This is a genomic window from Streptomyces sp. PTY087I2, assembly GCF_001687325.1.
Taxonomy (GTDB): Bacteria; Actinomycetota; Actinomycetes; order Streptomycetales; family Streptomycetaceae; genus Streptomyces.
This window is the reverse complement of record NZ_LZRD01000009.1, coordinates 1-13,051: the sequence shown is the minus strand read 5'-3', so window position 1 is coordinate 13,051 and position 13,051 is coordinate 1. Positions and strand designations below refer to the sequence as shown.

At 74.6% G+C, this 13,051-nt stretch carries 6 protein-coding genes, 1 pseudogene and 1 riboswitch; of the genes and pseudogenes, 1 reads left to right on the top strand and 6 read right to left on the bottom strand.

Translation table 11 applies throughout. From position 1 onward, the window contains the following. Positions 1-58 precede the first annotated feature (58 nt). From A3Q37_RS11365 to A3Q37_RS11355, 3 genes are read right to left on the bottom strand one after another with little or no spacing between them, the layout of a single operon-like run. Positions 59-1,588: a precorrin-2 C(20)-methyltransferase gene (locus tag A3Q37_RS11365; RefSeq protein WP_176711396.1), complete on the bottom strand. Its 1,530-nt coding sequence runs from the start codon at positions 1,586-1,588 to the stop codon at positions 59-61. After that, positions 1,588-2,214: a precorrin-8X methylmutase gene (locus tag A3Q37_RS11360; protein WP_065481865.1), complete on the bottom strand. Its 627-nt coding sequence runs from the start codon at positions 2,212-2,214 to the stop codon at positions 1,588-1,590. The genes A3Q37_RS11365 and A3Q37_RS11360 overlap by 1 nt, the downstream gene beginning before the upstream one ends. 42 nt (positions 2,215-2,256) lie before the next feature. Beyond that, a complete protein-coding gene (locus A3Q37_RS11355; RefSeq protein WP_065481861.1) occupies positions 2,257-3,555 on the bottom strand; it encodes a cobalamin biosynthesis protein CobG in 1,299 nt (432 codons plus the stop codon). 268 nt (positions 3,556-3,823) lie between these two features. Further along, positions 3,824-3,909, top strand: a riboswitch (cobalamin riboswitch). A 94-nt stretch (positions 3,910-4,003) separates the two neighbouring features. On the opposite strand from A3Q37_RS11355, the gene cobN reads away from it, so the two are divergent. Next, on the top strand, positions 4,004-7,609 hold the full coding sequence (cobN, locus tag A3Q37_RS11350) for a cobaltochelatase subunit CobN (RefSeq protein ID WP_065481858.1): 3,606 nt from the start codon (positions 4,004-4,006) through the stop codon (positions 7,607-7,609). A gap of 60 nt (positions 7,610-7,669) precedes the next feature. Here cobN and A3Q37_RS11345 read toward each other — a convergent pair whose 3' ends face one another. The 3 genes and pseudogenes from A3Q37_RS11345 to A3Q37_RS11335 form a co-directional block, all read right to left on the bottom strand. After that, positions 7,670-9,679, bottom strand: a complete 2,010-nt coding sequence (locus tag A3Q37_RS11345) for a hypothetical protein (RefSeq protein ID WP_065481857.1) — start codon at positions 9,677-9,679, stop codon at positions 7,670-7,672. Then, positions 9,676-11,730, bottom strand: a complete 2,055-nt coding sequence (locus A3Q37_RS11340; RefSeq protein WP_255311782.1) for a hypothetical protein — start codon at positions 11,728-11,730, stop codon at positions 9,676-9,678. Before A3Q37_RS11340 ends, A3Q37_RS11345 begins: the two co-directional genes overlap by 4 nt. Beyond that, positions 11,727-13,051: pseudogene (locus tag A3Q37_RS11335) on the bottom strand (hypothetical protein); the annotation flags it as partial. The pseudogene A3Q37_RS11335 and the gene A3Q37_RS11340, both read right to left, overlap by 4 nt.

Here is a 13,051-nt window from a genome sequence, read left to right as displayed (position 1 = left end):
CCTGGGAGCGGCCCGCCGGGCGTCGCCTCCGTGGCTCCAGCTAGCGGTCCCGGAAGCTCTACGCCTCCGGGTAGCGACGCGGTGTCCACACGATGGACCTGCCGTCCTCGCCCCGCTTCACCCACCGCGTCTGCGACGAGCCCACGATCAGCAGCGTCCGCATGTCCACCTCCGCCGGGTCGAGATCGGCCAGCCGCACCGTACGGACGGACTCCGTCGCGCCGCCGACGTCCCTCGCCAGCACCACCGGCGTGTCCGGAGAGCGGTGCTCCAGAAGCAGATCACGGGCCTTGCCGACCTGCCACGTACGGGACTTGGAGCCCGGGTTGTACAACGCCAGCACCAGGTCCGCCGAGGCCGCCGCGCGCAGGCGTTCCGCGATGACCTCCCACGGCTTGAGCCGGTCCGAGAGGGAGATCGTGGCGTAGTCGTGGCCGAGCGGTGCGCCGGCGCGCGCCGCCGCCGCGTTGGCCGCGGTGACCCCGGGCAGGACCCGTACGGGAATCTCCGCGTACTCCTCCTGCGAGGCCACCTCCAGCACCGCCGTCGCCATCGCGAAGACCCCGGGGTCGCCGCCCGAGACGACCGCGACGCGGTGGCCCCGCCGGGCCAGGTCCAGCGCGAACTCCGCCCGCTCCGACTCCACCTTGTTGTCCGAGCCGTGCCGCGCCTGGCCGGGGCGGACCGGGACGCGGTCCAGGTAGGTGGTGTAGCCGACCACCGCGTCCGCCGCCGCCAGCGCGCCCCGCGTCTCCGGCGTCAGCCACAGCGGGCCCGCCGGGCCGGTGCCGACCACGACCACTTCGCCGGAGGCCGAAGGCGTGGGGCGCGGCGCGTCGACCCGGCTCGGCAGCACCGCCACCGAGAAGTACGGCACCGACTCCGGGTCGATGTCCGCCAGTTCGCCCGTACGCTCCCCGGCCATCGTGGCCCGCTCCACGTACCGTGCCTCCGCCAGCCGGCCCGACGCCTCGAACGCGCCGCGCACCGCCGGGAACGTACGCCCCAGCTTCATCACGACCGCCGTGTCGGTGGCGGCGAGACGGGCCGTCAGCTCCTCCTCGGGCAGCGTGCCGGGCAGGATCGTGAGGATCTCCTCGCCCTCCACGAGGGGCGTGCCCAGGCGGGCCGCCGCCGCGCTCACCGACGTGACGCCCGGGATGACCTCGGTGGCGTACCGGTCGGCCAGCCGCTTGTGCATGTGCATGTACGAGCCGTAGAACATCGGGTCGCCCTCGGCGAGGACCGCCACCGTCCGCCCCGCGTCCAGATGCGCCGCGAGCCGGGCCGCGGCCTTCTCGTAGAACTCCTCCAACGCGCCCCGGTAGCCGCCCGGATGGTCCGTGGTCTCCGTCGTGACGGGGTAGACCAGGGCCTCCTCGATGTGGTCGGGCCGCAGGTGCGCGGCGGCGATGGAGCGGGCGATCGAGCGGCCGTGCCGGGCGCTGTGGTACGCGATCACGTCCGCCTCGCCGATGGCCTGGACGGCCCGCAGGGTCATGAGGTTCGGGTCGCCGGGGCCGAGCCCGACGCCGTAGAGGCGGCCGGTGCCGGCGTCCTTCACCGGGGAAGTCACTGGAGAGTTCACTACTCTTCCTCGCTCGCGATGGCGTTGAGCGCCGCCGCCGCTATCGCGCTGCCGCCGCGCCGGCCGCGGACGATCAGGTGCTCCAGGCCCGACGGGTGCGCGGCCAGGGCCTCCTTGGACTCCATCGCGCCGACGAAGCCGACCGGGACGCCGATCACGGCGGCCGGGCGTGGGGCGCCCTCCTCTATCATTTCCAGCAGCCGGAACAGGGCCGTCGGGGCGTTGCCGACCGCGACCACCGCCCCTTCCATCCGGTCCCGCCACAGCTCCAGCGCCGCCGCGCTCCGCGTCGTCCCCATCTTCGCGGCCAGCCCGGGCACGGACGGGTCGGACAGCGTGCACACCACGTCGTTGTCCGCGGGCAGCCGCTTGCGGGTGACCCCGCTGGCCACCATCGCCACGTCGCAGAGGATCGGTGCGCCGGCGCGCAGGGCGGCGCGGGCGTCGGCCACGGCGTTCGGCGAGAAGGCGAGGTCCGTTACGAGGTCGACCATGCCGCAGGCGTGGATCATCCGGACGGCGACCTGGCTGACATCGGCGGGCAGCCCGGCGAGATCCGCCTCCGCGCGGATGGTGGCGAAGGACTGGCGGTAGATCGCCGGTCCGTCCTTCTCGTACTGGTGCACTGTGCTGTCGCTTTCTTCTGCCGTTGGTGGTGGGGGGCGTGCTCAGGCGCGGGCCGCGGCCACCGCCGCCGCGAGTGCCGCCGGGCCGTTCCGGACCGTCGCCTGGGGGTCCCGGCGTTCGCCCCGCACATGCGAGATCCGGTGCCCGTCGGGCGTGACGACCACGTCGATCCACTCCCCGTGGGGGTGGCCGCAGCGGCGTTCGCACCCGGACCAGTACACAGGGAGCCGCCCGACCGGCCCGACGGCGGTCCCCGCTTCGGCCCGCACGTCGGACAGCGACTTCGCGCAGCCGGGGTGGCCGATGCACGCGCCGACGCCGGTCCACGGGGAGTCGGGGGCGATGATCAGCCCGGCCGCGCCCAGCGTGCGGAGTGCCTCCGCCGCCTCGTCGCGCGCGAAGGGCCCGGGGACGACGATCCCGCGCCACGGGGTGAGCCGCAGCTCGTTCCCGTACCGCCGGGCCGTTTCGGTGAGCAGCCGCCACTGGGCAAGGGTGAGCCGCCCCAGGGGTACGTCGACGCCGATCGCGTTCGTGGAGCCGTACGGTCCCGGGGCGGGGGGAGTCGCCGTACGCGGCCGGGGCCGGCGCATGGCCGGACCGGCCGCCGCCCCGACGGTCCGGACCAGCTCGGCCCGTACGTCGGCGCGCACTCCGGCCCGTACGCCGTCGGGCAGGTCCTTCACGCGCCACGCGCCGGAGTCCCGGGCGGCGCGGAGGAACGCCTCGGCGGCCAGGAGCGCGGCGCGCGGGCCTTCCCCGCCCGGCACCCGGAACACCTCGTCCTCGGCCCCGATCCGCAGGAGGCAGCTGTCGCCCGCCGCGATCAGGGTCACATCCGCGCCCAGCGCGTCCACGTCACCGCGGCCGTCGTCCAGGGCGAACAGGAAGCGGCCGGAGAGCGAGGCGGCGGCGGCCGATCCGCAGACCAGGCCGTCCAGTTCGGCCAGCCGATGGCCGAGCGCGGGCGAACCGTCCAGCCCGGCGAGCGGCGAGGCCACGATGTTGCGGGCCCGCTCGTGCGCGGCGGACGGCAGCAGCCCGGCGGCGGTGAGCAGCTCGGCGAGAGCGCCCGCGCACGCCGCGTCGAGGCCGCGCAGCTGGACGTTGCCCCGCGAGGTGAGATGCAGCTCACCGTCCCCGAACCGCCCGGCCGCCGTGAGCAGCGCGTCCGCCCGGTCCGCGCTCAGCACCCCGCCGGGCACCCGGACCCGGGCCAGCGCACCGTCGTCGGCCCGGTGCAGCCGCAGCGTCCCCGGGCAGGCGTCGCCGCCGCCGCGGAGGGCTGGGCCGCCCGCGGAAAGGGGCGAGGGGGCGGAATCGGGCATGGCGGCGAGCATACCGACCGGGCCGGTCCCGGCGGTGGGCCCGCGGCTGTGACCTGCGGGACAGCGGGTCACGGGGGGAACGGCCCGCCTCGCGACAGGAACCACAGCGCACCGGGCGGAGGCCACCACAGCGCACCGGGCGGAGGCCACCACACCCCGCGCCGCCACCCCCCAAACAGTGATCACCACCGCACCCACGCCCCCTGCCCCGCCCCCACCCCCGCCGCTTAGGATGCAGGCGGTGGTCCGTTCAGGCCGCCATCGCCAGACGGCGACAGGGGAGGAAGCCCGGTGCGATTCCGGCGCGGTCCCGCCACTGTGAGTCCGGTCGCCGCCGCCACCGGCTGCCGGACGAGTCAGGAACTCCCTTCTCCGAGCACCCGGTAGCCGCCGGTCCGCCCGGGGAGACCCTCCGACACCCGCCCGGGGCGTGGACACCCCGAGGAAGGCCTGACGCAGCATGATCCTGCTCCTGTCGACGTCCGACACCGACCTCCTGAGCGCCCGCGCCTCCGAGGGACCCGTCAGCTACCGGTACGCCAACCCCTCCCGCGTCGACCTGGACGGACTGCCGGAGCTGCTGGACGGCGTCGACCTCGTCGTCGTACGGCTTCTCGGCGGCGTACGGGCATGGCAGGAGGGGCTCGACGCGGTGCTGGCCACCGGCCGCCCGGTCGTCGTGCTGACCGGTGAGCAGGCCCCGGACGCGCAGCTGATGGCCGCGTCCACCGTGCCGATCGGCATCGCGGCCGAGGCGCACGCCTACCTCGCGCACGGCGGTCCCGCCAACCTGGAGCAGCTGGCCCGGTTCCTCTCCGACACCGTGCTGCTGACCGGCCACGGCTTCGAGCCGCCCGCCCCGGCCCCCGCGTGGGGCCCGCTGGAGCGGGAGGCCCGCGAGGTGCCCGAGGGCGCGCCGACCGTCGCCGTCCTCTACTACCGCGCCCACCACATGAGCGGGAACACCGCGTTCGTGGAGGCGCTGTGCACGGCGGTCGAGGACGCCGGAGGCCGCCCGCTCCCGCTGTACGTCGCGTCTCTCCGTACCCCGGAGGCCGACCTCATCGACCAGCTTCGCGCCGCCGACGCCATCGTGACCACCGTCCTCGCGGCGGGCGGCACCAAGCCCGCCGAGGCCTCGGCCGGGGGCGACGACGAGTCGTGGGACGCGGGCGCGCTGACCCAGCTCGACGTGCCGATCCTCCAGGCGCTCTGCCTCACCAGCCCGCGCAGCGCCTGGGAGGAGAACGACGAGGGCGTCTCCCCGCTGGACGCGGCCACCCAGATCGCGGTGCCGGAGTTCGACGGCCGCCTGATCACGGTCCCCTTCTCCTTCAAGGAGATCGACGAGGACGGGCTCCCGGCGTACGTCCCCGACGCCGAGCGCGCGGCCCGGGTCGCGGGCATCGCCGTACGCCACGCGAAGCTCCGCTCGATCCCCAACGCGGAGAAGAAGATCGCGCTGGTCCTCTCCGCCTACCCGACCAAGCACTCCCGCATCGGCAACGCGGTCGGCCTCGACACCCCCGCCAGCGCCGTGGCCCTGCTGCGCCGACTGCGCGCCGAGGGCTACGACTTCGGGCCCGAGGAGGAGATCCCGGGCCTGGTCTCCGGCGACGGCGACGAGCTGATCTACGCCCTCATCGAGGCGGGCGGCCACGACCAGGAGTGGCTGACCGAGGAGCAGCTGGCGAAGAACCCGGTCCGCATCCCGGCCGCCGACTACCGCCGCTGGTTCGCCCAACTCCCCCAGGAACTCCGGGAGTCGGTGGAGGAGCACTGGGGCCCGGCCCCCGGCGAGATGTTCGTCGACCGCTCCGCCAACCCGGAGGGCGACATCGTCCTCGCGGCCCTGCGGCGCGGGAACCTCCTCATCCTGATCCAGCCGCCGCGCGGCTTCGGCGAGAACCCGATCGCGATCTACCACGACCCCGATCTCCCGCCGTCCCACCACTACTTGGCCGCCTACCGCTGGATCGCCGCCTCCGCCGAGGACAACGGGTTCGGCGCGGACGCGATGATCCACCTGGGCAAGCACGGCAACCTGGAGTGGCTGCCCGGCAAGAACGCGGGCCTCTCCGCCGCCTGCGGCCCCGACGCGGCCCTCGGCGACCTTCCTCTCGTCTACCCGTTCCTGGTGAACGACCCGGGCGAGGGCACGCAGGCCAAGCGCCGCGTCCACGCCACCCTCATCGACCACCTGGTCCCCCCGATGGCCCGCGCCGACAGCTACGGCGACATCGCGCGCCTGGAGCAACTCCTCGACGAGCACGCGCAGATCGCCGCGATGGACCCGGCGAAGCTGCCCGCGATCCGCGCCCAGATCTGGACGCTGATCCAGGCCGCGAAGCTCGACCACGACCTCGGGGTGGAGGACCGCCCGGAGGACGAGGGCTTCGACGACTTCATCATGCATCTGGACGGCTGGCTCTGCGAGATCAAGGACGTCCAGATCCGCGACGGCCTGCACGTCCTCGGCAACCCGCCCGCCGGGAACGACCGGGTCAACCTGGTCCTGGCCGTTCTCCGCGCCCGCCAGATCTGGGGCGGTACGGCATCCCTCCCGGGCCTCCGCGAGGCGCTGGGCCTGGACGAGTCGGCGGCCACCCGCACGGACGCGGACGCGATCGAGGAGCAGGCGCGCGCCCTGGTCCAGGCGATGGACGACGCGGACTGGAACCCGGAGGCAGTGGCCGGGGTCGCCGCAGGCCTCCCCGACGCCGTGGCGGACATCCTGACCTTCGCGGCCACCGAGGTGGTCCCGCGCATGGCGGCGACAACGGACGAACTCACCCACGCCGTCCACGCGTTGAACGGTGGCTTCGTCCCGGCGGGCCCCTCCGGCTCCCCGCTCCGCGGCCTGGTCAACGTGCTCCCGACGGGCCGCAACTTCTACTCGGTGGACCCGAAGGCGGTCCCCTCGAAGCTGGCGTGGGAGACGGGCCAGGCCCTGGCCGACTCCCTCCTGACCCGCTACCGCACCGACAACGGCGACTGGCCCACCTCGGTCGGCCTCTCCCTCTGGGGCACCAGCGCGATGCGCACGGCGGGCGACGACATCGCGGAGGCGTTCGCGCTGCTCGGCATCCGCCCCGTCTGGGACGACGCCTCACGTCGTGTGACGGGCCTGGAGCCCATCCCGTACGCCGAGTTGGGCCGCCCTCGCATCGACGTCACGCTCCGCATCTCGGGCTTCTTCCGCGATGCCTTCCCGCACACGGTCGGCCTCCTCGACGACGCCGTACGCCTGGCCGCCTCGCTCGACGAACCGGCCGAGCAGAACTACGTACGGGCGCACACCCAGGCCGACCTGGCCGAACACGGCGACGAACGCCGCGCCACCACCCGCATCTTCGGCTCGCGCCCCGGCACGTACGGCGCCGGCCTCCTCCAGCTCATCGACTCCCGCGACTGGCGCACCGACGCCGACCTCGCCGAGGTCTACACGGTCTGGGGCGGCTACGCCTACGGCCGCGAACTCGACGGCCGCCCGGCCCGCGAGGAGATGGAGAGCGCCTACAAGCGCATCGAGGTCGCCGCGAAGAACACCGACACCCGCGAGCACGACATCGCGGACTCCGACGACTACTTCCAGTACCACGGCGGCATGGTGGCCACGGTACGCGCGCTGAAGGGCACGGCCCCGGAGGCGTACATCGGCGACTCCACCCGCCCCGAAACGGTCCGCACGCGCACGCTCGTCGAGGAGACGTCCCGTGTCTTCCGCGCCCGGGTCGTCAACCCCAAGTGGATCGAGGCGATGCGCCGCCACGGCTACAAGGGAGCGTTCGAGCTGGCCGCCACGGTGGACTACCTCTTCGGCTACGACGCCACGACCGGCGTGGTGGCCGACTGGATGTACGACAAGCTCACCCAGACGTACGTCCTGGACCCGGAGAACAAGCAGTTCCTCCAGGAGGCCAACCCCTGGGCTCTCCACGGCATCGCGGAACGCCTCCTGGAGGCCGAGTCCCGCGGCATGTGGGCCAAGCCGGACCCGGCGGTCCTGGAAGCGCTGCGCCAGGTGTACCTGGAGACGGAAGGCAACCTGGAGGGCGAGGACTGAGGCGGCGGCCGGGGGCCGTGCGGACCGAGGTCGACGCGCTGGAGTGACGTACCGCGGTGGTCAGTTGAGGGCGATCATCAGCAGGATGCCGAGGATCCCGACGCCGACCACCCCGGCGAACGTGGGCACGAACCAGGTCTTGTAGAGGAGGTCGGAGAAGCCGGACGAGGACCGGGCGTGCCCGCCTTGTGCCGTCTGCGGCGACGCCGGGGCCGTCGGGGCGGACGGGCCGGACGGTGCCGGCCGGGGCGGGGACACGGTCGTCGTCCGAGGCGCCTGTGGTGGGGGCGGTGTGGTGGTGGCCGACGCCGCCGCGTACGAGGGCGGGAGCGGGACCGGGGGCTTCGCCTGGGCGGGGACGGTGGCGGGCCGTGCGGGTGCGGGCGCGGAGGCCGGGGCCGGGGCCGTGGGTGGGGCGGCGGTCTGGGTCGGGTGGGCGAGGAGGTCCGTCACGATCTGCTGCCACAGCTCCGGGGGCAGGTCCGGCGCCCGGCCGCCCGGGGGCGCGACCAGGACGCGGCGCAGCCACTCCATGCCGGTGCCGCGACCGTCCTTGAGGAAGATGTTGAACAGCGGCCGGAGATCGGGGGCCTGGTGAGGGTCCCGTACGAGCGGGGCGACGGCCCAGGAGAAGAGATCCGCTGCACGCTCCCGCACCTCGGCGGTGGACGGACTGCCCGGTTCGGGCCGGGCGGGCCTGAAGTACAGGTTGTGCCGCAGCATTTCGGTGCACAGCGCGTGCGCGGTCTCCGGGTCCCGGGACCGCAGCCGGTCGGGGTGGCCCAGCTCGGCGAGGACGAGATCGCGGGAGGCCCACGGCAGCCGGTCGGAGCGCAGGAGGGGGAGCAGCTGGGAGTCCCGGAGGTTCTGGAGCCGGGCGGCCAGCTGTGCGGACCGGGCGGTGTCGGCGGTCTGGTGGGCCAGTAGGTCGTCGTGCAGCAGCCGGAGTTCCTGCTGCTGGCGGTCCTGTTGGCGGTGCTCCTGTTGGCGGTGCTCCTGTTGGTGCTGCTGCTTCTGGTGGTGGTCGTCGTTCCGGTGTTCCGCCCGGTTCTCCCGTTCGTGTCCGTCCTGATACGCCGGAGACGGCGCATGCCGGGTGTTCAGCATCCGGCGCAGGGCATCGCGCCGCTCCTGCCCGGACATACGGGCCCCGGAGAGGAGTTCGCCGGTCAGGTGGGGCACGCCCGGAGGCGCGTCGGGCCGGTCGAGCACGTACTCGACCATCTCCTTCGCCGCGGCCATCTCGACGTCCCCCTCGGCGGGCAGCCGCAGCCGGATACGGGCCAGCGACCGGGCCCCCGCCGCCTGGGACGTCCACCGCGGCACACAGGTGAGGCGCAACGGGTGGGTGTCCACCGTGTCGTACGTCGCGTAGCTCCACTCCGTACCGAACCAGTCGCCGAAGACCGAGAGCAGCCCGAGATAGAGCAGGGGCGCGGTGTTGAGGCGTGGCCAGCCGGGCAGTTCGTGCTCCTCGGCGAGGAGCGAGAGCCGCCGCGAGGGGTCGCGCAGCCACTCGGCGGTGACCACCATCAACGGCTTCTTCACCGCCGGGAGTTCGTGGGTCATCGTGCGCAGCCGCTCGGTCGCCGTCGCCCGTAGTACCGCCCCGTCCAGCGGCGGCAGGGTCCCCGAGACCGTCTTGGCGACGGCGCGGTCGCTCCAGGCGCTGCCGCCGAGGCCCAGGCAGTGCAGCGGTGTCAGGGTGTCCGGGTCGCCGAACACCGCGTGGCAGGCCGTGCTGGGCCGGCCGCCCCGGTCCAGGGTGGGCCACCGCTGGAGGAGCACGGTTCCGCCGGTCCGGGACGGGACGCGGACGCTGCTCGGGCGGGGTTCCGGGCCGTGGCCCGGAACCCAGAGGAGCGGGCCCAGTTCATAGCGGAGGGATTCCGCGCGCTCGGCGGAGCAGGAGTGTGCCACCGCCGCCATGCCCGTACTGGAGCGGCCCTGGTTTCCGTCCCAGCGGAAGACCACCTGATCGAGCCGGTCGGAAGGGCCGGGCCGGTCGAAGCCGTCGGGTCGGCCGGGCCGGTCGCTCTCCGGGCGCCGGTCGAGGGCGTCGTCGTTCACTGCGTTTCCCTTCCCACGCCGAATGATGCGGCGCTCCCGGGCGCCTCGATGATCCCGTGCATCGCCAGCAGCGACACCAGGGGTTCCAGCACCCGGCGCGGGCCGGTGCCCGCCGGGTAGCGGCCCTGGCTCTCCTGGCCACCGGTGGCCGAGGCGATGTGCAGGGTGCAGCGGCGGAACGCTTCGAAGGGGCGCAGCCAGGCAGCTCCGGCGTGCTGCCGCAGCAGCGCGTAGACGTCCCCGCTCTCCTCCAGGAACTGGTCCGGGCCGATCGCGGCGGGCGGCCCCTCGCCCAGCCAGCGGTCCACCGGCGGCTGGAACCGGAGCAGATCGGACTTGCCGAGCACCATCGCCGCCGGGGTCTCCAGATAGGGGCCCGTGCGCGGCAGCCGGTCGAGCACCGTGCTGAACGCCGCGTCGCCGTCCCGGTCCACCTCGGTGCCCCACCGCTTGCGCACCTCGTCGAGCTGGGGCAGCGGCAGCGCGAGCGCCGGGTCGACGACGAAGACCAGGGCGTCGATGCCGAGCAGGAAGCGCAACGCCCCGTCGGTGCGCACGAGATCCTCGCCGCCGAGATCGAAGAAGGCGACCGGGCGGACCCGTCCGCGCGCGTCGGTGAGCAGCAGCGATTCGACGAACCGGGCGAAGCCGTCCAGGCCGACCCCGCTGGTGTGGTCGAGCACCTTGCCGCTGCGCAGCGGCTGCACGCGCTCGCGGACGAAGCGGCTGTGCTGTTCCGGGTTGACGGACTGCCAGCCCACCCCGTACCGCTCCAGGCCACCGTCGGTGATCTCGGCGATCATCTGGGTCAGCAGATGGCTCTTGCCGGTGCTGGACTGGCCGATCATGGCGACCGTCAGCGGGCGGCCGTGGGTGAGGTAGGGCACCGGGATGTGGTGCTCGGGGAAGTCCGGATCGGCCGTGCACTGCTGGACCGCGCCCCGCATGACGTCCTCGCGCCGCACCGGGTTGCCGATCCGGGACAGGTCCAGGGAGCGGTACTGCATCTGGTCGTCCGTCACATACAGCTTTTCCAGGTCGAGTTGGATGCTCTCCAGGCAGTACGGGCAGAGCACCTCGCCGGGCGCCCGGCCGTCGGACGACCCGTCCGCCGCGTCCTCGGCGGGGGCGGGCGCTCGCCGTTTGGCGTCCACCGCCCGGGCGAACGCCTCCTGGTGCGGACGGGTTCCGTCACCGGGGGCCGCGGGCCTCAGCCGTCGCGCCTCCTCCGGGGCCAGCAGCTCCAGCAGCGTCCCGGGGGTGGGCCGTCCGGCCGCCGTGGGGGCGAACGCGCGGGGCAGCGTCCCGGCGAGCACCCGGTGCCGGTCGAGGTCGGCCGGGGCCCGGTCGGCGGGGCCGGGGTGGCCGGTCACCAGCTGGTAGAGCACCTGGGCGGCGCTCCACACGGCGTCCCGGGAGTCGACGATGCCCTCGCCCCGGTGCTGCTCGGGCGAGGCGAACGGGGCGCGGCCCCACGGCGTCCGGGGCCGTCCGGCGCGGGCGACGCCCTCAAGTCCCCAGAGCTGCACTGACGTTCCGTCCCAGAGCACCGTCGCGGGGGAGATCCCGCGCGGTACGAGACCCTGGCCGTCCAGCAGGCACAGGGCCAGCGTCAGATCCCGGGCGAACACCCGCTGGTCGGTCGCGGACATCACATGGGTCCGCCCGGCGGCGGTGCCGCGCGGGGCGGCGTACAGCAGGAACGGCTCGGCGGTGTCCAGTTCGTAGCCGATGACGGTCGGGAACAGATACGCGTACGGGGTGTTCTCCAGGGTCCGGTCGAGGTGGAGCGCGGTGCCCGCCTCGGTGTCCAGCAGGGCCCGGGCCGCCGGGTGGGCGGCGTCGGCCGCCGACAGGAACACCTGGACGCACTGCTGCCCCTGGTCGTCGAGCAGCCCGTTGCGGATCTGCTGCGGCAGCGCCGGATCGCGGCGCGAAGGGCGGCCGAAGCGGGCCGGGGCCGTGCGCCGCCGCCCGGTGGGGTCGGTGAAGACGAGATGGGGACGCGGTGCCCCCGGTGACGTGGGCCGACTCAGCGGCGTGGTGCTCACCACCGGTCGTCCTCCCTGAACTCGGCGTGGACGGTGGTCTCGGCGCGGTCGGTGTCGCCGCCGCCGGTCCGGGAAGTACCGGTCCGGGGGGTGCCGGTGCTCTGCCGGGGCAGGACCGTGTCGACCACGCCCATCCGCAGCGGGGTGAGCCGGATCAGCCCGGCGTACCGGCCGGAGGAGGTCCACAGGGCGTCCTCGACCGGCGGCGAACCGCTCTTGCGCCAGGCGGCCTCGACCTCGCCCTGGAGGGTCGCCGGGGCGAACCGGATCCACAGGGCGGCCTCCGGATCACGGCTGAGGAGCGCCCCCTGTTCCGGCGAGGACAACTGCACGACGGCTCCCCGGTCGGCCTCGCGCCCCACCAGCTCGGCGACCCGCAGCGAATCGGTGCCCAGCAGCCCGGCGGCCGTGGTGCGGGCCCGGTGCTCGGCCGGGTACGGCGGCGGGGCCAGCACTCCGTAGCGCCACAGGTGGTGGCGGGCGGCCGACAGCAGTTCGCGGACCCGCTCCTCGGTCCGCGCGACGGCGAGCGCCCCGGCCTGACCGCGTTCGACGGCGCCCCAGTAGGGGGCCATCGCGGCCATCGCGGTGTTGCGGAGGTCCCCGGCGAGGGTGGCGACCAGGTCCGGGCCGCCCTCGCCGATCTCCCGTTCGAGCCAGCGCGGTGCGCGGTCGCTCCCGCCGTCGGCCCACGGGGCGTCGTCGGGACCGGCGGGGTACGCGGCCGGGGCGGGTGCGCCGTACGGGCCGGGGTCCTCGCCGTACGCGTCTCCGTTCCCGTATCGATCGCCGTAGCCGGACCCGTCCCCGCCCCGGTCGGCGGGCCGGTCATCCGGGCGGCCGTCGGCCCGTTCGCCGTTCTGGAGCGGGCTGTTGTCCCAGGCGTAGGCGGCGGCCCAGTCGCCGTCGTCCGCGCCCCCGTCGGCGGTGCCGGACTCCAGGGTCTCCAGCGCGGAGGGCGCGGAGAGCCAGTCGTCGTCCCCGTACGGATCGGAACCGCCCGCCCCCGCCGGGGCGATGGGCTCCGGCGCGGCCTGGGCGTCGGCGGCCGCCGCGGTCGCCCGCAGCATCCCGGCCACCGAGCGGGCGGCGTCGGCGCAGTACAGCCGCTCCTCGGCCGCCCAATGCTCGCGGACCAGCTCCGCCAGCAGGGCGTCGAGCCCGTCCAGCGCGGTACGCAGCGCCGTCGTGCCGCGCCCGGCGGCCCAGGAGTCCGCCGCGTCCCGCCAGAGCCTGCGGACCGCCTCGGCGGTGAGCCCGAGACCGACCAGCAGCCCGGCCCCGCCGAGCCAGAGCGGCGGTTCGGCGGCGTACGCGACCG

What these genes read in the sequence shown, in the direction of transcription:
- cobN (WP_065481858.1), top strand. Translation starts at nt 4,004, where the DNA reads ATGATCCTGCTCCTGTCGACGTCCGACACCGACCTCCTGAGCGCCCGC.
- A3Q37_RS11355 (WP_065481861.1), bottom strand. Translation starts at nt 3,555, where the DNA reads ATGCTCGCCGCCATGCCCGATTCCGCCCCCTCGCCCCTTTCCGCGGGC.